The following is a 26913-nucleotide window of genomic DNA, read 5'->3' as shown; positions in this document are numbered from 1 at the left end:
ATAAAATAAAGTTACCACACAAAATTTTACAGGAAAGAAGGATCCTTATGTTCAAAAATTATAACATGAATCAATTAGTTTTGCCTCTAGATTTAGAAGTTCCATTACAAGAAAATGATATTGCTTTTGCCATCCATCATTTAGTCGAAAGTATTCCTGAGAGAACCTTCGACTCCTTTCAACGCCAAACAGGTTGCCCATCTTATCACCCACGCATGATGCTTAAAATTATTTTATGTGGCTACACGCAATCGGTTTTCTCTGGCCGTAAAATAGAAGACCTAACCAAAGACAGTATACGGATGATGTGGCTGGCCCAAGGGTATGAACCAAGCTACCGTACGATCAATCGTTTCCGTGTTCATCCCGATATGAAAGAGCTCATTCGCCAGTGTTTTGTGCAGTTCCGTGTCCAGCTTGTCCAAGAAAAAATCATCGATCAAGAGGCCATTTTTATTGATGGTACGAAGATTGAAGCGAATGCCAATAAATTCACGTTCGTTTGGAAGAAAGCAGTGGAAAAACATCATCACAATCTCGTTGAAAAATCGAATCAATTGTATAATGAGCTACTTGAAAAACAAATTATACCAGCATTGCAACGTGAAGATGAGGAGCAGCTTTCTATGGAAGAACTCACGCAAATCGCTGAAAAGTTAGAGGAAGTGGTCGAGGACTATACACAAAAAATCGATAGTACGGATGATGTCGGGATGCGGAAACAGCTGCGTAGTGAACGAAAAACGCCAAAGCAACTGTTAAAACAAGTACATGACTGGCTGATTCGTAAGCAGAGGTACGAAAAAGATTTTGAGATTTTTGACACACGCAACAGCTATTCAAAAACGGACAAAGATGCGACGTTTATGCGAATGAAAGACGATTACATGCAGAATGGACAACTAAAACCAGGCTATAACGTACAAATCGCAACAGAAGGTCAGTATGCGCTTGCCTACAGCATTTTTCCGAACCCAACGGATACACGTACGTTCATTCCATTTCTAAATGAAATCGAGCAGCATTATTTCGAGTTACCGCAATACATTGTCGCAGATGCAGGTTATGGTAGTGAACAAAACTATGAGGAGATCCTTTCGAACAGAAAACGAGAAGCACTGATTCCCTATACCATGTATGAGAAGGAGCAAAAGAAAAAGTACAAACAAAACCAATTTAACACCGATAACTGGCCATATGATAAAGAAACAGACACCTATACATGCCCGAATCAGAAACGTCTCGAATGGAAAAATCAAACTGTACGGAATGATCGGACAGGCTTCCAACATACGTTCAACATCTACGAATGCGAGGACTGTTCAGGATGTCCATTCCGTTCATCATGTACAAAAGCAAAAGAAGGCACCAATCGAAAAATGATGGTGAATGAAAAATGGGAACAACAAAAAGAATATATAAGAACAAAGCTTTCAGAAGAAAAAACGCGTACCATTTATCGTCAACGCAAAATTGACGTGGAGCCAGTTTTTGGATTCTTGAAGGCTAATTTGCGTTTCACTCGATTTTCTGTACGAGGAAAATCGAAGGTAGAAAACGAAATGGGGCTCGCATTACTGGCCGTGAATTTACGAAAATACACGGCCAACAAACAAGAACATATAAAATTAAATAGTAAAAAATGGAGAAAGGAGAATTTGAGCGAACTCAAATTCTCCTTTCTCCTTATTCGAAGCTAGTTCTGTCCCAGCCTCTACTCTTTCTTACGTGAAAGATGTTTTATTTTTATAGGCAATCACACTTACGAGAAGTAGCAAACTAGCTGAAAGGAAAAAAACAACTCGTATCCCATACCATTCTGACAACATGCCCATCATGAAAGATGAAAGGCCGAATACCCCTGTCACAATGACATTCAACGATGTATACACCGTTGGTAATTTCTCCTTTGAGACACTTGTTTGAATGATGGTTTGCTGTGGAATGTTTTTTAATTGCCCACATAAGCCAATCAGTAAAGAACAGAGTAACGCCATAAATGGTGTGATACTCACCGCAAAGCATAATGTAAAAATAGCGGATAGCAGCGCACCTCCACTTATGAACATAGCCTTTTTACGCTCAATAAATTTGGTCCATTTTAAACAAATCATACTGCCTATAATCATGCCAATAAAAAAAATGCCGTTGAGATAACCCCACCATTGAGAAGAAGCCTGCAATGCTTCTTCTACAAAGACAAGTAAAATCGCTGCGACCCATACTGCTCCTGCCATCGATTCCAGTAAATCCATACGTGCAGCTACTTTTAGTACAGGCGTTTGATGGATGGATTGCCACCCTTCCATAATTAACGGCCATTTCTTTGTTTGTGGACGTTCCATACGTGCCACATCTGGTAGAAGCTTTAAAAGCAAGGTTGCGATGAAAAAAAGGACGACAACACCCCATATAAGCTGTGATGGTGTAAAGAGAAGAAGCAAGGAACTGCCAACAAACCAAGAACCCACCTGAATGGATTGGATAACCGTTTCTGCAATGCTATTTGCTCGTAATAAATCCCTTTCTTCCACATAATGAGGCAGCAAGGATTGACGAATAGGGTTGGCACAGCCATCCAAAAACGCAACCATCGCAATCAATAAAAACACAAGGACAATCATCGGCTGGTCACCTACCCATTGTACATACAAGGCGAGGCCCAAAAGGACAGCGGTTTTAACGCCCTGAGAAATGGTTAGCAATTGATTCAATGAGATTTTCGCCGTAATAAGAGGTGTTAGCAGACTGGAAATCAACATACAAGTAGTAATAATAAACGGTACGAAGGAAGTAGCAATCGCCGAGTTGGTTAAACGATAAATTATACTAATCACGCTTACAATATAGAGAATATCGCCAATATCCGCTAAAGATTGACCTGTTAATAAAAGTGAAAAAGATCGGTTTTTAAACACGTTTTATCCCCCAAAATTAAGATTTTATTTTTTCTTGGGAGATTTTTAAATTGGACGAGCCTGCATGTCTGAACTCCTTTTTACGCCTAGTTGAAAAAAACAATGGGGGATTTCATTTTTTCCATTTCTATGCGTGATTTTGATCGCCTTGCTATTAATTTCAAGAAAATTCTAAAATATTACTCTTATTTTAGCATTACAACAGCTTTGTTGCCAGCACACAAAAAGACCAGGTATCCTCAAAAAATTTGAGCCCTGGTCTTTTTGTGAAAAGTGAAACCTACTAGTTTGCTTTAGTGTTTTGTATTCTACTAGTACAGTAGTCGTGCCAGCTTGGCAAAGGTTACACATTTTTGAAGAAAATTTCGCAAAACATATTTTCCTCATTTAATCTTTGAACCGTATTAAGTTGTACGCCTTCAAAAATGCATTGATAGATATCCGGTTTAGATGTATTTTTCCAAAAATCATAGCCATAACGGGTATCGAAATAATGTAAGATGATTGCCATAATATTACCATGTGTACCGATGACGATTGTTTGACCTGCATATTTCTCTAATAGATGAATGATTTCTGGCATGGCTCGATTTAGGACATTCCTGCTCGATTCTCCACCCTCCAAACAGTAATCGAGTTCTTGAAATGATTTTTTTATCGCTTCATCTATTTCTTCGGCAGGAAGTTGATAAGCTCCCTTTAACTGTTTTTCTCTTAAACTTTCAATTATGTGTATCTCCAGCTTGTGATCATCAGCCAATCCTTGGATTGTTTGAATAGCTCGTGTATAAGGACTTGAAACAATCACATCTATGTTAAATGAATGGAGCACTGTCGTTATTGCACTCGCATCTTCCTTACCCTTTTTAGATATGCCTCTTGTCCGTTCCTTTCCAAAGAGTAATGGTGATTCTGCATGTCGAATCATTAAAACGGTTGTTTCCATTGCGATCCCCCTTGCCTTATTACTTATCTGCATATCTCCTCGCAAAAGTGGAAGGCTTATAGAATACCTTGTATGTATCGGCAAGCTCTGCTCTCACCCGTTCTGTTAGCTGCATTCCTTGCTGATTAAATCGGTCTTCTAATTCAACGCCATGCGGAAAAATGCCATCATTCTTCCAATCAATCCATTCTCCATATTGTCGAATCCATATTTCTAATTCGTGTTTTAATGGAGCTGATAGTGGGACATCCTCTATATTTAAATTACAAAAACAACGATGACACCAAATTGGGTCTGCCCCTATATCCCCTTCTACTCTTAGCTGATCGGTCATTTCTGATGGACATGCACATTCCATATGTAAGTCGACTCCTTTTAACTAAATCTAAGCTGACAACAATACCAATAATACCCTTTTTAAGAGTAATTATCAAAACGAGTGAATTAGAAAGTCCACGTCATACAAGATGAGAAAAAGTGTATAGATCAAAGCCTTAAGATGCGTAATAACAATTGTATCCAACACTTAAACCAGGGCTCACCCTTTTGATGAGACCTGGTTTTATGCTTAGTTAAGCTTAAACTGTCCTACCTGACTATTTAATTCTTCCGCCATTTTTGCAAGCTGATTGGAGCTATTCGAAATTTCCTCCATCGCACTCGAAGTTTGCTGCATTGTTGCGGAGGTTTCTTCCACCCCTGCTGCAGATTCCTGAGATATCGCAGCAATTTCTTCGATGTCTTCATCAATTCTTACAGAGTTTTCTACTAGCTTATTTAAATTTTGAGAGACACTTGTAATGTTTGTGGCCATCTCTCTAACAGCCTGATCAATCTCGATAAATGTTTGATTCGTTAAAGAGATTTGTTCTGTCCCTTGCTGTACCTCTTCATAGCTACGCTTTAAAGAATTTGTGACATCATTGGTTTCCTCTACAATTTGCCCAACGATGAGTTCAATATCGATAACAGACAATGACACCTGCTCTGCCAATTTACGAACTTCTTCTGCCACCACGGCGAAGCCCTGACCTTGCACGCCTGCCCTTGCCGCCTCAATCGCTGCATTGAGTGCCAATAAATTCGTTTGTTTGGCAATATCATTTATAACAACGACTAGCTTGGAAATATCCTGAGATTTATGATTTAATCCCTCTACCTTATCTACTGCATCATGGACGATGGCATCAATCTTTGTCATTTGATTAGTAGACGCTTCAATTAAATGTTGACCTGAATTCGTGAGAGAAAGTACATGATTGGAATTACTCTGTACGTGTTCACCATTTTGACTTGCCTCATTCATTCGAATGACAAAATCACTCATTAGATTGGATAGGTCACTCGTATTATTTACCTGTGATTCTGTGCCCTCCGCAATATCATTCATTGTCAGTGCTACCTGCTCGGTTCCTGACTTTATTTCGATGGAAGATTGTAGAAGTTGTTCACTGTGTGCAGCCACCTCATTGGACACATCTTGAATTCGCTGAAGCATGTCCTTCATTTTTCCATTCATCATATTAGTGGAAACACTTAATTCTCCTATTTCATCTTTGGCCTTAATGGTTAGCATCTCATGGCTTAAATCACCCTCCGCAATCAGCTTCACTCGTTCAGAAATTTGCTGAACAGGTCTAGAAATTGACAATGCAGAAGTGAGACCCGCTCCAATTGCTAATAATGCAACGACACCAAATGCCACCATACTAATTGTATTGAGACGTGCATTATTCTCTATTAATGTTTGTCCAGCCTGACGAATTGACTCCTCGCGTGAGCTTGCCAGCGCTTCAAAGCCTTCACGCACTGCCTTAATTTCATCGTCTTTACTAATTAGGTTTTTAACGGCTAATTCGGGATTACCTCCTTCATAGATTGGAAAGACATTTTCCTCCACATATTGACGCCATGCCTTTGCTCTTGCCGCAACTACCTCCAGTTCTGGCGATTCAACTATTTGACGAGCTTTTTCCTCGTTTGCTAAAGACAATTTTGTATATTCTTCATATGTATCTTTGTATACTTTTTCGCCTGTTAATACATACCCTCTGGCAGCACCAATCCTCACCGAAATGGAGTTGGCTAAGTGCTGATCGACGATGGACAATTCCAGCTCACGATGCACCATATCTTCAATCTCTTTATTCATTTTGATATTTGAATAAATGATATAACCACTTTGTATCATAATCCCTATTAGAATGACGAAAAATCCAAATAAGATTTTTGTTCGCAATGATTTGAACTTCATAACGATCCCCCTCTTTTATTCAATAATAAACCTTTAAATGAAAATTTTTACACTATTTAATCTAGTAATACTTTCCCTCTGCGTAATCAAGGGGATAGGCCTTCATTGCTACCATGGATCAGTTAGCTTTCTTATATTTTTACTTTTTATTGATGATATTTTTACTTTTCCACAAAAAATCACTATTATAACCTTTAATATTCATAATTATTTCACCACCATCCTTAATAAATAGGCACATCCACATAATTTCTAGGAAATTAGAAATAAACATGCAGTATTTTTGTAAGGATTATTTTACTTCAATTTTCCTAAATTGGAAAGGGTTTAAATTAATTTTTTTAATAGATGAATTTTTATACATTAATTTAATTAACACTGCAATACTAAAAAAACCAGGTACTGTTGAACAATACCTAGTTTAATAGAGAATTTTTATTCTATTTTGTTGGCAGAAAAGGTAGCCGTTTAAAGATTTTTTATGAGACTTATATTATAGAAGCAGCGACATGCTACTATGAAAACTATCACTTTTTTACTCTATACTACTATAGTATCTAGGAAAATATTTTACAGGCTAAATGATGTAAGCTATATTATGAGCTGTTCATCATTACGCTACTGAACTCATAAAGCTATCCTATCATATTATTTCACAAACAGTTTAGATATTTCTTCAGGTGGATATGGCTTGGTTAAGTATTTTTTAATTTGAAATTGGTCCACCATTTCTTTTACCTCATCTAATGCTGAAGATATAATAATTGGCAACTCTTTTGTTTGCTCTCTTTTCCTTAGTTCACGGACTAAATCCCAGCCGCTCATTTCTTCGCCCAGCATTATGTCAATCACAATACCAAGTAAAGGCGTATTGAGTGTTAAACTGTACCCTATAAGATAGACACTTTGAAAAAAGTCTATCCTATAGGGTACTTTTGTTTATAATGAGAAAAAAGATGTTGGGGTAGAGTGAAATGACCAAAAGATATTTTACGAAAATGGAACAAGAACAACTAAAATGTAATCCAAATGTGCAAGCAGTTAGCGAGAAAGCGATCACATATACTGACGAATTTAAACGTCATTTTATTGCGGAAAATGAAAAAGGTAAATTCCCAAGAGAAATTTTTGAAAATGCGGGTTTAGATGTTGAATTAATCGGTATAAAACGAATCGAATCTTCAGGCAAACGCTGGCGAGCTTCTTATCGTAAAGCAGGTGTCGGAGGTTTACAAGATACACGTAAAACAAATTCAGGTAGACCTTCCGAACGCGAATTGACATTAGAAGAAAAATTGAAGCGTTTAGAGGCGAAAAATCGGTTACTTGAAGCAGAGAATGAATTGTTAAAAAAGCTCGATCTACTCGAAAGGCAGATGTTGAAGAAGAAATAAAAATCGCTACGACACTAAAATTTGAACTCATCCATCACACGATGAAAAAGTATAAATTAAAGCGTTTAGTCAGCTATTTATGTGATGTGATGGGTATATCTCGGTCTGGCTATTACAATTATTTTTTAGAAAAATCAGCTCAGAAGCGTGTGGAGCAAGAACAAGCAGATGAAGTGGTAAAGGAAATCATTTTAAAAGCGTATCATTTCAGAGGGCGAAAAAAAGGAGCACGTCAAATTAAAATGACGTTAGAAAATCAATATGGAATTACGTACAATCTGAAACGTATTCGCCGTGTGATGAAAAAATATCAGATTATCTGCCCGATTCGAAAAGCGAATCCAACTCGACGTATGGCAAAAGCAACGAAAGAACATCGTACGTGCCCAAATGAATTACAACGCAACTTTAAACAGGGTATGGCCGGAAAAGTGTTACTGACAGATATCACCTATTTAACGTATGGAAGCAGTAAACGCGCTTATTTATCAACGATTAAAGACGCTGAAACGAATGAAATTTTAGCGTATGAAGTGTCGTCTTCATTAAGTATAGATATTGCCCTCAATACGCTTCATCAATTGAAGAAACACCGCCATTTAACGGAAGATGCCTTTATTCATTCGGATCAAGGATTCCATTATACCAATCCACAATTCCAAAAACTTGTGAAGAAAATGGGGTTAGGACAATCCATGTCTCGCCGTGGAAACTGTTGGGACAATGCGCCACAAGAATCATTTTTTGGACATTTTAAAGATGAAACAACTATCGAGAAATGTGAAACATTAGAAGAAGTCAAACGAGAAATTAAGAGTTATATGATGTATTACAACCATTATCGAGGGCAATGGCATTTGAAAAAGCTGCCGCCTGCAAAATACAGACAGCAGCTTCAACAAGTTACCTAGCTTTTTTTAAAATGTCCTTTACAAAGGGTACAGTTTATGTATCTTCAAAAGCTTTTTTAGGGTCATGATGATGAATCACGGTAAAGCCCTTGCTTTTTAGCTCTTCAGACAACAATAGAGCTAAGCTTAAGTCATCCTCAACAAGCATAATGTTTAAGCCGTTGCTATCCTCCATTACATCCTCTTCATCGAAGGTGATAGTGTTATTTGCGAGTGGTAAAGTAAAGTACACAGTAGTACCTTGTCCCTCTTCTGACTCTATCCATATTTCTCCCTCATGCTTTAAGATGATTTCTCTACAAATGGAAAGACCCAGTCCAGTTCCTCCTATTTTACGTCTTAAACTATTATCGATTCGTTTGAATTTTTGGAACAACTGAGCAATATCCTGTTTAGATATGCCAATCCCCTCATCTTTTATACTCACTTGAATTCTATTATTTTTGTTTTCTAACAAAATCTCCACATCTCCTCCTTGTGGAGAAAATTTGATAGCATTCCCTATTAAATTAATAAATAATTGAACGAGTCTATCTTGATCTGCATTGACATAGACCTCTCTTGCCTTATCAATTAGATGGACATTATGCTTTTGCTCATGTCGGAATCGATTGACAATTTCAAAGGCTATTTCATTTAATTGTAGTGTCTCCATGTTATATTGCTGCTTGCCTGACTCCATTCGCTGTAAATCCAAAAAGTCATTTATAAGATTGGTTAGGCGTACCGCTTCTCTATGAATTGTATCGATATATTTAATTTGTCGTTCGGGTTTTATCGTTTTCGTTAACAGCAGCTCTGTAAAGCCAAGTACGCTCGATAATGGCGTTCGCAGCTCATGACTTACCGTACTCACTAATTCGGATTTCATTTGATCTACTTCATATTCTCTAGTGATATCACGATGTACAAAAATTGTGCCTACTTTTTCCTGTCCATCAAAAAGACAAGTTGCATACACCTCGACAAAGATTTCATGTTCAGCTGTCATACAATAGCGGCATTTTCGTGTCTCCTCAAAGCTCTCCATAATAGATGCCTCTAAAAATTCAATTAATTCATCAGGTTGGGCACTACATTTTTGAAAATGCTGTAGCCAATCCTTTTTAGGGATACTTGTTTCTGTTGTCAAGTTAAGGAGGTTGACAATACCACATAGCGCTCTATTGATAAGAACGGTATCGCCTGTAGCAGAAACTAATTGGATTCCTTCGTTGACATTATCAATAATCGTTTGATTTAACGTCCTCGATTTTTCTACCTCTTCATACATAAGAATACGTTCAAATGCGATGGACACACGATTTAATAGTCCGTTTAAACTATCTATATCCCGATCATTATGGGGATGCCCCTCTCGTGTCGCCATTAAAATAGCGACTAGCTCCCGTTTAGAATTAAACACGGAAGAATACAAGTCATAGGCATAATAAGACTCTTGTGCAATTCCTTTTTCATTTGCTGTCAATTGACGTGTAATAACAAAGGATTTTTCCTGCTTTAATCGTGCTTGTTTATCCATGTCAAAATTTTCAACTAGGGCTGCAGCAGATTGGTGTGATAAACCTTTTGTCGCATAAACATTGCCCTCCATCCAATACAGCACACTCGTATCATATTGATAAATGTCGTTTAAATAATTATGGAGATTATCGATTAGTTTCTGTTTATTTAACGTAAAGGTTAGTACATGATTTAATTGATTATACTTTTCTAAATAATTTAATGAATTTTGTAATTGTAGCTGATTTTCTTGAAGCTCGTCCTGCTGCGCTAAAAGCTCCTCATTTTGAGTGGTCAGTACCTCTTCCTTATCCTGAATGGAGAGTATCATTTTAAGAAATGAGTTCGCTAGAATGCCTAACTCATCCTCCTTTTGTACAAGATTACCTAAATCAATGGATTTCCCTGACGCCAAAGCGTTGGTTGCAAGTGTTAATTGTTCAATTGGTCGAATCATATTATTCAGCACTCTTCGTAAAATGACCCCAACAAATAGTAAAATGAGACCGCTAATCATGAGCGAAATAAAAGTAAATAATTGCCCCTGCTCCACTGTCTTGCTAAAAATTTGGTTTAAGGAGTGGTCTGTTTTTTTCTTATAGGACTTTGTATAGGCAATGAATTTATTAACAAGGTCATTTGCTCCACTATTCGAAAGCTCTCGCAAAGCCTCATAATCCCCCATTTTCGCAAAGCTGATCGCTTTTGGGAGTGTAACCGTTTTGTAATTATAGTGAAACTCAACTAGCTCATTATAGAGCCCTCGTTCTTCTTCCGTTAAATCGAGTTGCGAAAACTGCTGTAATAGGACCTCAAATTTCTCCAGGTTTTCATACAATAGCTTTAATTCCTGCTCATTCTGAAAGGCATAATAGCCTCTTGCCCGAAAAAATATGCCATTAAAATTTTCTTCCAATTCATCGACAAGCATTGATTTTTCATACATTTGCTCTCTCTTCTGCTGTAAGGCATTTTGACTTGCATTGACTACGACAAGAAAAGCAGCAATGATGATTAAAAAGCTAACAACAAGAAAAAGCAGCATTTTAAAGAATTGGCTGCGTATACTTTTATTCAGCAAGGGTGTCGACTTAATCATTTAATATGTCCTCCACCAAATTCATTAGCTTAACGGGACTAAATGGTTTTGACATAAAGTAATCGGCCCCTAAATCAAATACCTTTTGACGATCACTTTCCTGTGATTTAGCTGTCAGCATGAGAATAGGCATCGACTTTTTAATCTCTTGTGGGAGAAGTTCAATCACCTCAATCCCTGTTAAATTCGGCATCATATAGTCGAGTATCATTAAATCGTAGGTGCTTTCCTTCAGTTTCTTAAGGGCTTCTTCGCCATCCTCTGCCTCATCAATATCAAACTCTAAGTCTTCTAATGTTTCACGTATTAACATGCGTAATATTTCTTCATCATCTACTACTAAAATTCTAGCCATCTTGTCTTTTTCTCCCTTTCCCATTAAAGAAACATTTGATGAATTAAACGAATAATACGTTCCGATACTTCAGCCACATTAAATGGCTTCACAATATAATCGTCTGCCCCATTAATTAAAGCTTTCATGACGTATTCTTCCCCCACACGTGAAGTGAGCATGGAGACGATTACATCACTTGAAGCATGCTGCTCTCTTATTTTACTAAGCACCTCGATGCCGTCCATTTTCGGTAATATCCAATCTAATAAGATAATGTATTTACATTGAGGGTCATACCAATTGGATTCCAGAAAACGGATGCCATCAGGGAATGCCAATGTTTCAATCCTATAATCCTCATTTTCCTCCAAATGCTTAAAATGATTGGTAATCAGATCACGAATAATATACACATCATCGATGACAATGATCTTGATTTTCGCTTTTCTTTTCTCCACAGCAGCTACATGATCAAAGATGATCGTCTGATTTCTCCCTAATTGCTTGGCCGTATAAAGTGCTTGATCTGCCTCTTCTAGCATCTTTTTAGGATGTAAATTGGAAGAAGTGGCTTCCACGATTCCACTAGAAAATGTAACATGAAAATTTGTTCCATTTGCTGTAAATATCTTTTTCTCCATAGAGGTACGAAGTTTTTCAATAAAAATAAATGCCTCTTTATTTGTTGTACGAGGCATTAAAATTACAAATTCTTCTCCTCCATAGCGACAAGCAATTTCCTCATCTCCTTTTAGTTCCTTCACCAATGAAGCGAAACCTTTGAGCACCTCATCCCCCATTAGGTGACCATATGTATCATTTACTTTTTTAAAATAATCTAAATCGATAATCGCAATTGAAAAATGCTCTTTGTTTTGCTGATGGTATTTAATGAAAAGCTTCATTTGAGATTCCATAAATTTACGATTATAAATTTGGGTTAATTCGTCAATGACGATGGCCTGCTCTAATTCTCTTTTATAGGCTAAGCGATTGGAAACATAAGCGATTAATAGCTCTTCATCGATTGGCTTCGCCATAAAATCCATAGCCCCCATCTCCAATGTACGAACGCGATTTTCTTTACAATCATTACTACTAATCACTGTCACAAACATGAGCTCTTTTTTCGTCTTTTTAATATTGTCTAAAATTGAAAAGCCACTAGAGTCAGGAAGCATGATATCTAAAAACACAATGGATGGTTGCAATTCATAAATTAACGCTAATCCTCGTTCGCCATTATGAGCTGCAATGACAGAGTAGCCCTTTTTCTCTAAAACATTTTTTAAATAGGAAATAAATACAACATCATCATCTATAATCAGAATAAAATCTTGTTTTGCTGGATTTTTAATGATGGTTGCAGGATGTTCCATATTTTGTGCCCTTGAATCATTTTCTTGATAAAAATGTACGCTTTCAATAAAAGGAGCAAGATACTTTTTCCATTCAGATTTGGTCCATTGCTTGTTACGATCTCCAGTCAAAAGCTCTAGCTTTTCACTAGCAATAGAAGTTAATTCATGTAAACCGATTGATCCAGCTGTGCCTTTTAACGTATGTAAAAATGAATAGAGCTCGTCTTCTCTAACAAAGTCACTATTATCCCATTTTTGTAAATTTTCACATATACGTGTATAAACCATTCGGTGATATTTAGCTGTTTCCATCCTCTTTCTCTCCAATCAATCATACTTCTATAAATTATAACTTACTATTTTGTAAAAACCATTGCAGAATTTGAACGTTTATTGTATTGAATTGGTTACGCCAAGCCCCTATTTAGTTGCTCCCAAAAGAAAAGGTTCCAACTTTCCGCTTTTCGATTGACTTATAGAAGCGTGAATGCTAAATTTACTAAAGCAGTAATTTACTAAATTACTAAATTTGAAATGATAAGGAGTACGGATCCATGAAAATTCCAACACATTTAAAACATAAACCTGTCATCGTGGCCGAAAATTATGCCAATATTGATGGGCGCACGGCTTATCAAACAGATGCACAAGGGCTTTCACTTGGTCTGGCCCAATGGAATGATCGAGGAAAGGTTGATATTTCTGCGAAGGTTTGGCGACATACAGGTGGCAAATGGTCTCGCCAATCAGAAGAACTTCCCCTCCATCGCGTGCTTGATCTCGCTATTTTAGTGTGTGAAACAGAGCTTTATTTTAAGGAGGCTTATCGTCATGAGCATTTATATGATGAAGAAAACCCCGTGATTAATCGTGTAGGCTTACAGGGAGATGCTATGACAGTGGAAGTTTGCACAGAAAATGAACAGATTAAAGAGGATATTCAGCTTTTTCAGCAAGCACTTAATAATGATGGTGAGCTCATTGGAGAACGCCTACGCACACTATCAAGAATCTTAAAAGAAATGGGTTATTAAAACTCAAGAGGAACTTAATTATGAACGAACAAATGTTACAGGATGATCAACAGCTACGCAAAGCTTTTTTTAATTTCTTAATTCCCGTGATGCTAGCGAATGTGCTGCAATCTGTCGGCCAGGTATTTGCTATGTTTATCGTCGGACGCAATTTAGGGGTCGATGCCCTAGCAGCCATTTCGGCATTTTTTCCCTTTTTCTTCTTTTTAATGGCCTTTGCGATTGGCATTGGCTCAGGAAGCTCTATTTTAGTCGGGCAAACATTTGGAGCTGGTAATCATGCCAAAATGAAAGAGGTTGTTGGCGTAACACTCGCCTTTACAACCATTTTATCCATTGCTGTCGCGATTTTTGGTGGCTTTTTCATTGAATGGATTTTACGCTTTATGCAAACACCAGCGAATATTTTAGATATGAGTATTAGTTATGCCCAAATACTTTTCTTCACGTTACCAATTATGTTTTGGTATTTGGTGTATACAACCTTTATGCGAGGAGTTGGTGATTCCAAAACACCATTTCTATTTTTAGTGATAAGTGTCGTGTTAAATATCGCCTTCCTACCACCTTTAGTATTTGGATGGTTGGGGTTGCCTGCGTTTGGCTTAAATGGGGCTGCCTATGCTTCCGTGTTATCAAACCTGGTGACAATGATCCTATTGTTAGCCTATTTGCATAAAACAAAGCATTTACTACGTTTTGATAAAACAATTTTACAGCATTTTAAATTAAAAAAGGATATTTTAACGTCCTTATTAAAGCTAGCCATTCCAGCCAGTATTAGCATGGTTGCCATTTCAGTGGCCGAAATTGCCGTTATTGGCTTTGTCAATGCCTATGGTTCAGATGCCACTGCCGCATATGGCGTTGTCAATCAGGTGGCTAGTTATGCTCAAGTCCCAGCAATGAGTATTGCCATTGCCACATCTGTCTTTGTAGCACAGGCGTTAGGGGCCAATTCTACGGAGATGATTAAAAAAATTCGACAAATGGGTGTGCGAATTAATTATCTTCTAGGTGGGGCCATCATACTCATTATGTATCTGTTTGCAGAGCCTATTTTGGCTTTCTTTATTGATTCACATGAGACTGTGCTAATTGCCAAAAATTATTTATATATCGCCTTTTGGAGCTATTTAATTTTTGGGCACACACAAACTGTATCTGCCACTATGCGTGCTACAGGTGTCGTATTATGGCCAACCATCTTCTTAGTCATTACAATTTGGGTTGTACAGGTGCCATTAGCGTTCCTATTATCTCACTATACATCACTAGAATTAAATGGCGTTTGGTTAGCCTATCCAATCACCTTCTGCGTCCATTTCATCATGCAATATGCATACTTCAAGCTAGGCTGGCAAAAACGAACATTAAAAGCTATGCTAAGCGAATAAATCGAGGAGGGCATGCCATAGGTGCATGCCCTCCTTTTATTATGGCAACAAAATAACCAGGCACTCAAAATTGAGCCCTGGTCATTTTGTGAAAAGTGAATGTTACTACTTGCTTTAGTTCTTTTGTATTCTACTAATAGAGTAGTCGTTTAATATTGAAAAAGGTTACAATAAATTTTTAATTTTTTTCTCGCTTTTTCTAATGGTAGTAATTACCAAAATATAGAAAATGAACTATTTACTTTGATTACAAATCTCCTTCTAAACCGTATCTAGATGTTTAATTCCCCATTCAAAACTTGAACTGCTGCGCCTGCAATCAATACCTTGTCGTGATGAGGGGTCACATACATTACACCTCCACGTTTAGAAAGCTGCTTGCTGACAAGTTGCTGTTTGGATAATTTCTCACACCAATAGGGACCTAGTGCACCATGACTTGAACCATTTACATGATCCTCGTCAATGCCTTGGGCTGGAGAAAAAAAGCGAGATACGATATCAATGCCTTCTTCCTTCGACTTGCTAGTTAGACATATTCCTCGAACAGGAAACTGCTTCATCGCAATAAAGTCAGGTTCAAAGTGTGCGATTTGGTCTTCATTGCCTACTTCCACGATATAATCTAATTCAGTTCTCCCTACAAAGACGGGCTTACACCCTAACCAGTCCTCCAGTGCTGAAGGACATTCCATTTCAGCAATTGGATACGTTTTGATGGCGATTTCCACTCGTTCATGTTGCCACTTGGCATGTAAAGGACCACCTGCTGTATGAAATGTAATTGTATGCTCCTTTGTTACAATTCCTTGCTGCCAAAGCACAAAGGCACTAGCAAGGGTGCCGTGACCACAAATGGGTATTTCCATATGTGGCGTAAACCATTTCAGCGAAAAATCAACCTGTCTTTTTTCAATAAAGGCTGTTGTTGGGACAGGTATCTCCTGTGCAATTTTTTGCATGGTCTCCTCAGAAAATTTTTCATCTAATAGACATACTGCTGCAGGATTCCCTTTATACAGCTCATTCGTGAATGTATTAATTAGACAATATGAAACACGAGTCACAATCTCACCTCCTTGCCTCATCATATCTGAAAGTTGTCTCATTGGATATAATTTTCCAAATTTCATTTCCTCAGCTAGCACTTTATAAAAAAGCCATCTTTTGTCTAAGCTAACACTATAAAATACAACTGTAGAGCAATTCGAGTGGAGAAACCATGAAAACTTATTTCAAATTTTTATTGATCATCGGATTGACGACCTTACTCGCTGGATGCTGGGATATTACGGAGCCGCAAAGAATGTACTATATAAATGCAGTAGGTGTAGACTACCAAAACGACGAGTATATTGTCTATTTACAAGTGATTAATTTCGCCGATGTCGCGAAATCTATACAGCCTAGCGCAACGGTGGCGCCTGCTGAAGTGGGACGTGCCACTGGTAAAACAATAGAAGAGGCAATTTACAAATTATATCGCTCCTCGGATCAAGAAATTTTTTGGGGGCATATGCGATATATGATTTTTTCAGAGCAGGCTATGGAAAATGAACACATTATTCCTGTCATCGATACATTCATACGCTTTCGTGATACTAGGTATCAAATCTGGGTGTATTGTACAAAAAACCCAGTTGAAGATATATTGCTTGTCACACCAATCTTAAGAAATTCGTTATCCTCATCAAAATTAAGTAACCCAATCAACCCAACAGAACAAGAAACATTTATCGAACCAAAAGACTTAAGAGATGTTGTCATTGGCTTAAATGAGCCAAGTTATGAAGTAACAATTCCTTATGTGTCCATTAAAGACGATTGGGAAACAGATGAGGAGCAAGTTGAGGAAACCTATTTTTCAGGGGTTGGTGTCCTATCGAAAGATGGCTTTAAGGGGTTCGTGCAAGACACTGCGGCTCGCGGAAGTCAATGGATGCATAACTATACAAATCGCGGGGAGATTACCTTTCAATTAAACACAAGTGACCAGGAAGAACTAACGGTCAGTATTGAGAAAATACATGTCGATGTGGAACCACTTGTCAAACAAGAGGCTGTTACATTTGAAGTCAAATTGAGAATCAATGCGACCATCAATGGTTTTAAAGGAAAAGTAACCGAACAGGAGCTGAAAGAGCTTATTGTAAAAGAAGTGAAAAAGGAAATTCAGGAAACCTATAAAGAAGGTCTAAAATTAGATGTGGATATCTATCGATTGTCAGAATATCTCTACCGCGATAACGTCAAGGCTTGGAAAAAGCTTGAGAAAGATGGAAAAATCCCATTATCAGAGGATTCAATTAGTAAAATTGATGTGGATGTAGCCAAAATCAATCCAGGTCGAAAAACATTTACAGAAACAATAAAAAAATGACCAGATGCCGACGTAGGTATCTGGTTAACATTTTATTTTATGAGCGAGTAAATATAAGTATCGTGTGGCACATTGTTTTGATGCATATATTTTTTTAATAGCCCTTCTTGGTCGAAGCCCATTTTTTGCAATAGTAGATTAGAAGCTTCATTTTCTTTAAATACAATGGCGCCAATCCGTAGTAAATCCATCTCTTCAAAACCATAGGAAATGGCTCGTTTCACAGCTTCTTGAGCATAGCCCTTGCCCCAATATTCAGGAACAAGTGCGTAGCTGATTTCTGCTCTTCGATGCACTATTGACCACTCTTGAAAGCCGATTGTACCAATAATTCCTTCTTGATCCTTTAATGCAATGCCCCATTTAATACCCCGTTTTAGGGCGAAATTGTTTGCGAAATTTTGAATGATTTGCTGCACTTGAACTAAGCTCGTTAAGGGTTGTTGTCCATAATGGCGCAAAACTTCAGGATTCGAAAAGCAATCAAGGAGAGCTTGTCCATCAGAACTCGTCAATTCTCTTAATTCTAATCGTTCAGTATGTAATATTGGAAACATCGTATACCTCTTATCTCGTGGATTTATTAATCCAAATTTTACATTTGCCAACTAACTATTGCAATCTTTATTTCCATTTGATGCCACTTTGATAAAAAGGATGAAGATTCCCACAGCAATCTAGAGATTCTCTCAACAAACCTTCAACGAGTTCTCAACACACGACTGCATAAAATTGGCCTATTTGCCCACAATAAGTACTAAATAGTAATGAGAGGTGAACGGAATGGAACACTTTCCACTAATACATACAAATTTTTGGGATGCCGTCGTTGCAGTCCCTGTTGTTATGATTATTACCCAGCTAATCAAGAAAATGTGTCATATAAAGCCTTTTTGGGTTCCAAGCATTGCATTAATTATCGGCTTACTCATTTCCATTTTCATCAGCCACCGACATAATCTTCTTGCTGGACTATTCATGGGCTGGTTTTATGGCTATGCAGCAATTGGGAGTTATGCTTCCTTAAAAACTTCTTATCTTACCTATAAACAAAAGAAACGAAGAAAACAGAAGAACACTGCTCCTTAATGGTAACAATTGCACCTACATGCACAAAAGTTTATACTAAATTTTAACAAAAATACTTAATAAATTTTATACTAGTTAAGTTGCCTTTTGACAAACAATGAATTGGAGAGGAGGAAAAAATATTTCAGAATGAGATCTTACACCTGAAGAAATCGATGCTATTTTATGACAACAGCAATCACTTTTGAATTAGAAAAAGAAACAAAAGCTGAAACATCGAACAAATAATCAACAATTAAAGCAATTGCTAGAAAATTATGCTACTTACACTGTCTATATTAATGATAATTCAGCCGACAGCATTTTCTATTCTTTTTACCAAAGAAAAAAAGTTTATTTACAAATATCAACGACATTCAATTTCTAATAATTCGCCCATGAATGTACACGCTAGAAAACGGAGGAAAATCAACGTGTCTAAACTCATTACGTTTACCTTTAATACGAAATATACCGATCAAATTCAGGAAACATTTTCGTTTGAACAATTAGGGATTAATGAGCAATTACCTAGCGATGAAATAAAAAAACAAATTGATCATTTATTTAAAAATTGGGTATGTGATCGTCTCAACCTATCCTATAGCATCGTTGTAGAAGAGAATGAATGACCGTAGTATCACCTTTTACTTTTGAATTTCTTTACTTGTTCTCGCAAAGTGGTAATGAACACTCGGATTTGTTCCATCGTCACAATAATACATAATGCAGGCCCACATTCTCTTGCACCATGATGATTCTTCTCATAAGCATCTAGTACAAATACTAATTTATAACGTTGCTCTGCTTCCTCCCTCTCCTCTTTAGGAATTTGAAAGATACCATATCCAGGAAAAAAATATTCACCATAGTGAGGGATATGATAGATGCATAGGCCAGGATCATGCGGCTCCAGCATACTTAAATAAGCAGGCTCCAAGTGTGTTATGTCTTCTAATAATTGAAGGAAATCTCTTTTTAAACAATAAATCTCCGTATTTATCGCTGGGAAAGCTGGCCCAAAGCGAAATTCAATACGAAACTTTACACTTTCCTCGTTCACCATTAAAATATTTAGCTCTACCTCACAACTAGGATGACTCGAATCATCTTTTAAAATTGCCACTATACCGCCCCTTACACTTGCTTAATCGTTGTTCTCTTTACAATATACTACGAAACTATATTTTTACCAGATAAATGAAAAATATACACATTTATGTATGGTATAATAGATTTTATTCATTTTTTGGAGGTGAAGGTGTTGAAAAAGTATTTGGTGACAAGCATTGTAGTAGGAGCCATCTTCCTGACAGGCTGTGATAAGGATGAAAAAGCCTCCTTACCACTATCTACATCGGTAGATGAACAAATAATAGAAAAGGAATCTGTCATAGCACCTGTTCCATTAGTTTTAACACTGGCACAGAAAGAACATTACTATAAAGAATATTTGGCTATTGTCAATCAACTAAATGAAAAGTATGGTACAAGCTTAAAGCTAGATCCTATTACAACATTTTCAGCGGATTATTGGCTTGAATTAAAAGATTTTGAGGACATGTTAAAAGGTAGAATAGACACTTCATATGTCGTGATCGATAATAAGGAAGTTTTCTCTCCAGTTAAAGTACCAAAATTCGTTGAATTACATATGGGGTCACAGCAAACAATCATTCGTGTTGATGGTTCATTTGACACCCAGCTAAGCAAGGATATGCCTGGTGGAAGACAGCTATTCTCGGTTATGCATTCATTGTCGTCAAAAATTGAACAGGGCGAGGGTAACTGGACACAAACAGGATATGACCCTTCCATTAAAGATCAGGGCAGTGCTTACAATATTACGATCGGTGGCTACTATTCATATAATGGTGTATCCTCACCTCATATAATTGAGGTCGAATATTATTGTAATATATATGGTGGCATTACTTAATAACTAGTAACAAGGCTTGTCTGTAATCTTTTTTACAGACAAGCCCTATTCCTTTCATCATCTTAAATGCTCCCTTTGAACGACAACTTTGATGATGGTATTTCAGTATCGTTTATTCACGGTTGTACTTCATCCAGACACACTAGCCATAACCATCACTTTCATTCAATTCTACATGAAGCAAAAGCAGTTGATTCGTTAAATCTTCGTTTAACAGCTTAAAGTTCATGAGTGCACACTAGAACTTTACCATATCCTCCCCTGTGACAAATGTCCCCATCAGAACTACTTTTTAATAGAAGATGTCCTATTAGCTAAAATGTCCTTACGAGCATAAAGCTAAAGTAAAGATGCTTTCCCCCTAATCCTCTTGTAACTTTCCCTCAAAAATCCAAAATTTAAATCGAATAATTAAACTGTATTAAAAAGTATCGTTGCTGAAACACCATTTGAAAACGCTCCTCCAGTTGTACTTACTTGTACAGCGAGAAGTGTACAACTAGTAATTGGGTAATTTGCTACCACTTTTGCACAACAATTTAGTGTTGTAGATGAATTTGGTCCTGACACAGACGCAATAATACCTGTAGCAACGCTAGTAAAACCACAATTTGTACTGACAAATATTTGTGCTGAAGCTGTTTGACCTGCGCTTAGAGCATGATCCCGTATATTCAGAGTTAAGCTTCTAATTATAGCATTTTCAGGAATAACAATAGAACTCCTAACAAATGAAGCCGAAGAATTACCAGTACCAAGAAAATCATTATTACTAACTGATTGATCTGTAGAGAGAAAAACTTCCATTAAACCTGAACCACTTGGACCCGTTGATCCAGTAACACCTGTAGTCCCTATGGCACCAGTGGCTCCTGTTACTCCCTGCAATCCAGTCGCTCCTGTGCTACCCGTTACGCCTTGGGCTCCTGTTGCCCCTGTCATTCCTACTAGACCTCGTTCTCCTGTTGCCCCAGTTATTCCAGTGGCTCCTGTTACTCCCTGCAACCCAGTCGTTCCTGTGCTTCCTGTTATTCCTCGGACTCCTGTCGCCCCTGTACTTCCTGTCATACCTTGGGCTCCTGTCGCCCCTGTGCTTCCTGTCATACCTTGGGCTCCTGTTGCCCCTGTGTTTCCTGTTATTCCTTGGGCTCCTGTTGCTCCTGTGTTTCCTGTTATTCCTTGGGCTCCTGTCAATCCTGTACTTCCTGTTATTCCTTGGGCTCCCGTTGCCCCTGTACCTCCTGTTATTCCCTGAGCTCCTGTTGCCCCCTGCAGACCCGTGACTCCTGCTATTCCTTGGGGACCTGTTGCTCCCTGTGGACCCGTCGATCCTGTGACTCCGGCTATTCCTTGGGGACCTATTTCTCCCTGCGGACCCGTTGCTCCCGTGACTCCGGCTATTCCTTGGGGACCTATTTCTCCCTGCGGACCCGTTGCTCCCGTGACTCCTGCTACTCCTTGAGGACCTACTTCTCCCTGTGGACCCGTGACTCCGGCTATTCCTTGGGGACCTATTTCTCCCTGCGGACCCGTTGCTCCTGCTACTCCGCGGACCCGTTGCTCCCGTGATTCCTGCTATTCCTTGAGGACCTATTTCTCCCTGTGGACCCGTGACTCCTGCTACTCCTTGAGGTCCAGGTTCTCCCCGCGCTCCCGGGGGACCTGTGGCACCTGTAGGACCAGTAGCGCCTGTTGCTCCTGTTACACCTATTGGTTCTTGAATTCCATAAACATAGGGATATCCATTACAACCAAATTCATTACATTTATATTTCAATGGATAATTACATTTTGCATCACATTTAAAATTATCAAAATTACGGATGTAACTAAACCTCAATGAGATTTCACCTCCTGTCCTTTTTCATCATATTCAAAGGTATAATTGTAAGGATAATGAATGCACCTAGAATATTAGAATGAAATAAATATGAATCTTAAAATAAAAAGAGCATTAGGCTCCTTTAGAACCTAATGCTCAGAATATGTTTCAAAACTATCCATTAGCTTTTGTCATGTCTCGGTAATTTGCAACTTTAGTAAGTTTATATTGGATATACCATTCCATCACGATAAAATTGGGCACCCAGCATAGCCAAGCGATGGAGGCGTAACTATACTCAAAATTATCAAAGCCAAATAATACTGTAAACAATGGTAGCCAGATTCGCAATGTGACAGCTGCAAAGGTTAATGCATAATTTCTTAGCATCCATTTCTGATGGCCTTGGATATTTCTTTTTTTAATCTGGACCAACGCTTGAAACATGGTAAAGAGCCACCCTAAAGATAATAAAGCAAAGCCTAGCTGTGCCACCCATCCCCCTGTTGCGTTTAGGGCTAAATAAAGTCCTGCCAAGCCACCAAACAAAATACTAACCATATAGATATTGCCTAGTAGTCTATGGCGTTTCACATTTTTCTCTCGTAACTTTGATGACAACGTAAAAGGACCAATGACGAGGGCTAATACACCGAATACAATATGTAGATAGAGCATGATATACCAAAATGAATTCAATGTTGCACTAAGCATAAGCTTTAATTGAACAAATCCCGCCTGTCGTGCATCGAATAGTAAATATTGAACAATCGAATAACCCGCTATTAACAAGGCCAAGCCACATACGATCCACCACCACAACCTCTTTTGCATTTTTATAGCTCCTTTCTATTCTAGTCTATCATCCAAATTTACTACCTTTAATATAATCAAATAACAGGGCGTAAAAAGCACCTAAGTGGACGATTATCGACAGTACAACGATTAGGTAGTGCAGTTTAATAGACAGGCAAAACGCTCCACCCCTGGGTATTTTTCTCCTAAGCTCGTAATATGAAAGCCAATATTTTTATAAAAGAGTACGGCTTCTTGATCTGTTTCTGCATAAATGGAAGAAAAAGCATGATGTTCTTCTACATACCGAATCATCTCACGTCCAATGCCTTTTCCACGATAAGCAGGCGATACGGCTATATGTATAATTTCACATTGGTTTGCCTCTCTTTTAACAATCCCTATACAACCGATAGTGTCTTGTGCAAAGGTATAGCCATACAATACTCTTTCTGGACATGCAATGTACAATGAGTATTCCTTCTCCACTTTCTTTTCGGATGTGGCATAGGATAATAATGTTTTCACTTCGGGATGTATCTTGCTTGAATGGATCATTTTCATGGACTTCTACCTTTCTGGACATCGTCTCAACTTACTAATAATACCTTTAAATTACTATAATTGTAAATAACGTATTCGTATTATCACTAAATACCTCCATAATATACCAAAATATTTTCTTTTATGTTATGATGGCTTAAAAAATGGGGAGGGTGTACCTTGCTGGCTAAAGGCTATAAATTTAGTTTACCACGCTTTTATTGGTTACTTTTCATCCCTATCTTTTTGGGGACGAGTTACAAAGCATTATTTTTTGATTGGCACATACAAACATATACTTTTCATGAATTAGAAGATTTCGGTCGTTATGTAATGATACTTTCAACAAGCTTAATTGAAGCTTTTATCTATCTATTCATTATTCGATTGATTGTCTATCTGCTTCAACTCGTTTTTCAAAAGTCTAATACGAATTAGAGCTAATGATCAGGAGGATGAATAATCCATTGAAGATAACAGAAATTTTGCTGCTGGCATGATTTCCTATGAAGCGTTTATCGTTCTTATCAGAAGTAAGGGATCATGTGCTATCGATTGTTTTCCTACCCATTATTTTGTATTACTGCTTATTGTGGTCATCGACACTGGTTTAATTCTCTTCAAATAGCATCAAAAAAAGGGTAACCTTTTAGGCAAACCCTATTTCATTTCCCACCTCAATTAGTATTCATGCTAGGAATAAGTTGATTCCACGTAATGATTTCCGCATCGTCTACATTGACATTGCCTAAGCTGAAGAGATGCGGAATATATGAAAAAAGCCCAAAGTTCTTCCCTTTTCCTTTTTCCGTTTGGAAATAGTCAATGGTTGCTGCTGGTAGCTGTTCTAGTTCTCTATAATCATGTAACGACAGAAGTATTATATCCTCTGCTGCAATTGCCCCTGCTGGCCCGTTATAGCGTTCCTTTGAATACAAGTACATCGCATTTTGATTAGCTGCTAGTTTTTGGATTGGAATTTGATAAAACATTAGGTTTTCTTTCGTTTCAATATCTAGCTCTGTTAATGCCTTATAGAGATGACTAGGATGGATTGGTAGAAAATGGACAACATCATTCCACAAGCAATTCAGTTGAGGGATTTCTTTCATTAATAGCTTCGGTCTCTCTGGATGATCAAAATATTTTTTCGCATAGCGTTCATATAAATCTGGATACATTGCCCCTAACCTATTCAGTGGCATCAGCTCCTGACCGACCATTTCCCTTGGAACCATATGATAAACATATCTCTGCATAACAAGCACCTCCACCTAACTAATTCTTCAATCATTTGGAAATTCCTGTTACAATCAATGTAAAAATAAAAAGTAGGTGCAAGATGGAATTATTAGTTATCATTCTTATTTTTGTGGGGATTTTTGCTATATATGATTCGATTAGACGAGTCAACAATACTATTTTGGAGCAAACGGAGGAACTAAAGAAATTACGAGAAGAGCTGAAAGGCAAGAATAAAAATTAGAAGAGCTAATACTTTTGCTTTGGATAATCAATTGAATTAGCAATATTAATCAAGACTTCAGCCGTTACTTGATCTGCCACATCTCGATCAATACTAAAGACATATTGCCAATTGTCTCTTTCAAACACGAGTAAATGAAAACCAATTCGTGGATTTTCAATATAGGCTGCCTCACTGCCATTTTTCAACTTAAATACATCTGTTTTATATTTTTCAAATGACATTTTATGCTGAACTGGTCGAACCTTGATTTTGAAATGATTTTGTGGCATTTGATCACTAATCATTACCACCTCCAGCTGATCATTCATTTCTCCTTCTAAATCACTAAATCTACCAAAATGATGTGTAAAGCTGATCGGCGGTACTCTTAGAGGTAGCTTCAGCTCTTTATTATAGTGGTGTTCGAACTCTTTTACGGCTACCTCTACTGTTTTATAGCCGATTTCAGGAAGAAACACTTCAAGAGGTTGTGGCGAATCACTGTCCTTAGCAGAAACGAAATTAAGAGGGAAAAAAGACGTAAATAAAGCTAGTCCAATAAGAATACGCTTGTTCATATTAACGCTCCTCTATCCTGTTTAAGTATAGATTAACCTACTGAATCATAATTATGCTGACACAGATCACTAATACTGCGTAGTCTTATCATTAATAATGGATGTAAAGTAGCCTAGTGTCGGTACTACTTTATTCGCGTGAAACATTTTTTCAAGCTCTAGCTTTGTGACCCATCGAACTGCTGTCACTTCCCCCTCTTGAAGGATGGTCTCACTAATTTCAAAGCTTTGGTCAAATAACCACAAATCGTAAAAATCATTGAAGCAATTACGACGTTCACTCTTTACTAATTGTCCATTGGTCCTCAATAATGGTATCCCTATTTCCTCTCCCACCTCACGAATAGCCCCGTCCAACCTGCTTTCACCCGTTATTATAGAGCCTCCCGGACATTCCCATAAATGAGGATAATGTTTATTGGGGTGTCTTTTTGTTAAAAGGAATTCTCCCTTGTTATTGCGAATCCATACGTGCACAACGATATGGTAATCTTCAGCTGCTAATGCTGTCCCTCGCACATGACGCTTATTTGTTTTTTGGCGATTTTTATCGTAAATATCCCAGACTTCCATAGAGTACCTCATTTCTGAATTTGAACAAGCACATACTGCTTCGTCCACATTTCCGTTGTCACAATGGAACGTTCCCCATTTTTTTCGAAAAATAACCCGCTCCCCTCTTTTTCAAGAAATGCCCAACCTTCATTAGCCATCATTTGCTGAATGTCCTCGTCCACCTTCTGTATGCCCCTTGCTGAAATGGCTGTAAGGTACCAAGTTGTATTCTTATCATTGGAGAGCGCCACTAAATCAACGGGGGATGCATTTAATTTTTGGATGGCTTCCTTTGGTGTAAGGGAATCGATTGGCAAAGGAGGATATAATAATTTATTGCTATCAATCAAGACCCCAATTACTACGAAAAGAGCTACTAGTAGTAAACCTATTTTTTTCAAGGCTCACACTCCTCCTTCTCTGGTTAAGAATCGGCTGCTGAAATCTATCTGTAAAAGAGAGCTTCTATTTTGAAGCGGTCATACGTACACGATAATAAGTATTAAAATGTCACATATACTTATTTTTCAAAAATATACCACCATAAACCTATACATTTCACATTTTACCTTATTAAGTAAATAAACTGTAGAACATGTTATCATTCCGAT

Annotated in this window: 27 protein-coding genes; 9 read left to right on the top strand and 18 right to left on the bottom strand. The window is 37.7% G+C overall.

All coding sequences use genetic code 11. From position 1 onward, the window contains the following. Window positions 1-47: 47 nt before the first annotated feature. Window positions 48-1700, top strand: a complete 1653-nt coding sequence (locus MHB39_RS11190; protein ID WP_339280866.1) for an IS1182 family transposase — start codon at window positions 48-50, stop codon at window positions 1698-1700. A 24-nt stretch (window positions 1701-1724) separates the two neighbouring features. Here the strand turns inward: MHB39_RS11190 and MHB39_RS11185 are convergent, their stop codons facing one another. From MHB39_RS11185 to MHB39_RS11165, 5 genes are all read right to left on the bottom strand, one after another. Then, complete coding sequence (locus MHB39_RS11185) at window positions 1725-2918, bottom strand: MFS transporter (RefSeq protein ID WP_036078941.1); 1194 nt, start codon at window positions 2916-2918, stop codon at window positions 1725-1727. A 343-nt stretch (window positions 2919-3261) separates the two neighbouring features. Next, window positions 3262-3864, bottom strand: coding sequence for a histidine phosphatase family protein (locus MHB39_RS11180; protein ID WP_342546772.1), 603 nt, complete (start codon window positions 3862-3864; stop codon window positions 3262-3264). Between the two features lie 19 nt (window positions 3865-3883). Beyond that, complete coding sequence (locus MHB39_RS11175; RefSeq protein WP_342546770.1) at window positions 3884-4222, bottom strand: hypothetical protein; 339 nt, start codon at window positions 4220-4222, stop codon at window positions 3884-3886. Window positions 4223-4432: 210 nt separating this feature from the next. Beyond that, window positions 4433-6118 (bottom strand): methyl-accepting chemotaxis protein, encoded by a 1686-nt coding sequence (locus tag MHB39_RS11170; RefSeq protein WP_342546769.1) that lies wholly within the window; start codon window positions 6116-6118, stop codon window positions 4433-4435. A gap of 648 nt (window positions 6119-6766) precedes the next feature. Further along, a complete protein-coding gene (locus tag MHB39_RS11165; protein WP_342546767.1) occupies window positions 6767-6970 on the bottom strand; it encodes a response regulator in 204 nt (67 codons plus the stop codon). A 122-nt stretch (window positions 6971-7092) separates the two neighbouring features. Here MHB39_RS11165 and MHB39_RS11160 point away from each other — a divergent pair. Further along, a protein-coding gene (locus tag MHB39_RS11160; RefSeq protein ID WP_339280167.1) for an IS3 family transposase occupies window positions 7093-8423 on the top strand; the annotation gives its coding sequence in 2 pieces (ribosomal slippage) (window positions 7093-7474 and window positions 7474-8423; 1332 coding nt in all). A gap of 34 nt (window positions 8424-8457) precedes the next feature. On the opposite strand, the gene MHB39_RS11155 is transcribed toward MHB39_RS11160, so the two are convergent. The 3 genes from MHB39_RS11155 to MHB39_RS11145 are packed head-to-tail and all read right to left on the bottom strand — an operon-like array spanning window position 8458 to window position 13035. Then, window positions 8458-11025: an ATP-binding protein gene (locus tag MHB39_RS11155; RefSeq protein WP_342546765.1), complete on the bottom strand. Its 2568-nt coding sequence runs from the start codon at window positions 11023-11025 to the stop codon at window positions 8458-8460. Further along, window positions 11018-11380 (bottom strand): response regulator, encoded by a 363-nt coding sequence (locus MHB39_RS11150; RefSeq protein WP_016994138.1) that lies wholly within the window; start codon window positions 11378-11380, stop codon window positions 11018-11020. The genes MHB39_RS11155 and MHB39_RS11150 overlap by 8 nt, the downstream gene beginning before the upstream one ends. Before the next feature lie 23 nt (window positions 11381-11403). Then, a complete protein-coding gene (locus MHB39_RS11145; RefSeq protein WP_342546761.1) occupies window positions 11404-13035 on the bottom strand; it encodes a diguanylate cyclase in 1632 nt (543 codons plus the stop codon). Window positions 13036-13277: 242 nt separating this feature from the next. Between MHB39_RS11145 and MHB39_RS11140 the strand changes: the two genes are divergently transcribed. Together MHB39_RS11140 and MHB39_RS11135 are read left to right on the top strand one after the other, a co-directional pair. Further along, window positions 13278-13757 (top strand): DUF6530 family protein, encoded by a 480-nt coding sequence (locus tag MHB39_RS11140; RefSeq protein WP_016994140.1) that lies wholly within the window; start codon window positions 13278-13280, stop codon window positions 13755-13757. Window positions 13758-13777: 20 nt separating this feature from the next. After that, window positions 13778-15154: an MATE family efflux transporter gene (locus MHB39_RS11135; protein WP_036078928.1), complete on the top strand. Its 1377-nt coding sequence runs from the start codon at window positions 13778-13780 to the stop codon at window positions 15152-15154. 272 nt (window positions 15155-15426) lie between these two features. Here the strand turns inward: MHB39_RS11135 and MHB39_RS11130 are convergent, their stop codons facing one another. Next, a complete protein-coding gene (locus MHB39_RS11130) occupies window positions 15427-16221 on the bottom strand; it encodes a PhzF family phenazine biosynthesis protein (protein ID WP_342546758.1) in 795 nt (264 codons plus the stop codon). A 155-nt stretch (window positions 16222-16376) separates the two neighbouring features. Here MHB39_RS11130 and MHB39_RS11125 point away from each other — a divergent pair, with 155 nt between their 5' ends. Next, window positions 16377-17534 carry a Ger(x)C family spore germination protein gene (locus MHB39_RS11125; RefSeq protein WP_342546756.1) on the top strand — a complete coding sequence of 386 codons (1158 nt, stop codon included), beginning with the start codon at window positions 16377-16379 and terminating at the stop codon, window positions 17532-17534. 32 nt (window positions 17535-17566) lie between these two features. On the opposite strand, the gene MHB39_RS11120 is transcribed toward MHB39_RS11125, so the two are convergent. Beyond that, window positions 17567-18091, bottom strand: a complete 525-nt coding sequence (locus tag MHB39_RS11120; protein ID WP_342546755.1) for a GNAT family N-acetyltransferase — start codon at window positions 18089-18091, stop codon at window positions 17567-17569. A 226-nt stretch (window positions 18092-18317) separates the two neighbouring features. Between MHB39_RS11120 and MHB39_RS11115 the strand changes: the two genes are divergently transcribed. Together MHB39_RS11115 and MHB39_RS11110 are read left to right on the top strand one after the other, a co-directional pair. Continuing rightward, a complete protein-coding gene (locus tag MHB39_RS11115; protein ID WP_036078924.1) occupies window positions 18318-18623 on the top strand; it encodes a hypothetical protein in 306 nt (101 codons plus the stop codon). Window positions 18624-19036: 413 nt separating this feature from the next. Beyond that, window positions 19037-19234, top strand: a complete 198-nt coding sequence (locus MHB39_RS11110; protein WP_009371305.1) for a hypothetical protein — start codon at window positions 19037-19039, stop codon at window positions 19232-19234. An 8-nt stretch (window positions 19235-19242) separates the two neighbouring features. Here the strand turns inward: MHB39_RS11110 and MHB39_RS11105 are convergent, their stop codons facing one another. Then, window positions 19243-19728: a hypothetical protein gene (locus tag MHB39_RS11105; protein WP_342546754.1), complete on the bottom strand. Its 486-nt coding sequence runs from the start codon at window positions 19726-19728 to the stop codon at window positions 19243-19245. 135 nt (window positions 19729-19863) lie between these two features. Between MHB39_RS11105 and MHB39_RS11100 the strand changes: the two genes are divergently transcribed. After that, window positions 19864-20541, top strand: a complete 678-nt coding sequence (locus MHB39_RS11100; protein WP_128568322.1) for a hypothetical protein — start codon at window positions 19864-19866, stop codon at window positions 20539-20541. A gap of 411 nt (window positions 20542-20952) precedes the next feature. On the opposite strand, the gene MHB39_RS11095 is transcribed toward MHB39_RS11100, so the two are convergent. The 3 genes from MHB39_RS11095 to MHB39_RS11085 all read right to left on the bottom strand — a co-directional run bounded on the left by MHB39_RS11095 (window position 20953) and on the right by MHB39_RS11085 (window position 23722). Next, window positions 20953-21735: a collagen-like protein gene (locus tag MHB39_RS11095; protein ID WP_342546753.1), complete on the bottom strand. Its 783-nt coding sequence runs from the start codon at window positions 21733-21735 to the stop codon at window positions 20953-20955. A gap of 802 nt (window positions 21736-22537) precedes the next feature. Further along, window positions 22538-23197, bottom strand: a complete 660-nt coding sequence (locus tag MHB39_RS11090; RefSeq protein WP_342546751.1) for a DUF2306 domain-containing protein — start codon at window positions 23195-23197, stop codon at window positions 22538-22540. A gap of 111 nt (window positions 23198-23308) precedes the next feature. Beyond that, window positions 23309-23722 (bottom strand): GNAT family N-acetyltransferase, encoded by a 414-nt coding sequence (locus MHB39_RS11085; RefSeq protein WP_036078918.1) that lies wholly within the window; start codon window positions 23720-23722, stop codon window positions 23309-23311. 159 nt (window positions 23723-23881) lie between these two features. Between MHB39_RS11085 and MHB39_RS11080 the strand changes: the two genes are divergently transcribed. Beyond that, entirely contained in the window at window positions 23882-24139 is a 258-nt protein-coding gene (locus MHB39_RS11080) for a hypothetical protein (RefSeq protein ID WP_342546750.1), read from the top strand. 239 nt (window positions 24140-24378) lie between these two features. Here MHB39_RS11080 and MHB39_RS11075 read toward each other — a convergent pair whose 3' ends face one another. The 4 genes from MHB39_RS11075 to MHB39_RS11060 form a co-directional block, all read right to left on the bottom strand. Then, window positions 24379-24960, bottom strand: coding sequence for a hypothetical protein (locus tag MHB39_RS11075; protein ID WP_016995566.1), 582 nt, complete (start codon window positions 24958-24960; stop codon window positions 24379-24381). A gap of 232 nt (window positions 24961-25192) precedes the next feature. Beyond that, complete coding sequence (locus MHB39_RS11070; protein ID WP_342546749.1) at window positions 25193-25747, bottom strand: hypothetical protein; 555 nt, start codon at window positions 25745-25747, stop codon at window positions 25193-25195. 69 nt (window positions 25748-25816) lie between these two features. Next, on the bottom strand, window positions 25817-26320 hold the full coding sequence (locus tag MHB39_RS11065; RefSeq protein ID WP_342546748.1) for an NUDIX domain-containing protein: 504 nt from the start codon (window positions 26318-26320) through the stop codon (window positions 25817-25819). An 8-nt stretch (window positions 26321-26328) separates the two neighbouring features. Further along, on the bottom strand, window positions 26329-26703 hold the full coding sequence (locus MHB39_RS11060) for a hypothetical protein (RefSeq protein ID WP_342546747.1): 375 nt from the start codon (window positions 26701-26703) through the stop codon (window positions 26329-26331). Window positions 26704-26913: the final 210 nt, after the last annotated feature.

The sequence above is a fragment of the Lysinibacillus sp. FSL K6-4013 genome (assembly GCF_038630435.1).
Lineage (GTDB): Bacteria > Bacillota > Bacilli > Bacillales_A > Planococcaceae > Lysinibacillus > Lysinibacillus boronitolerans.
The sequence above is the reverse complement of the archived record's forward strand: the minus strand, read 5'-3'. Positions and strand labels throughout refer to the sequence as shown.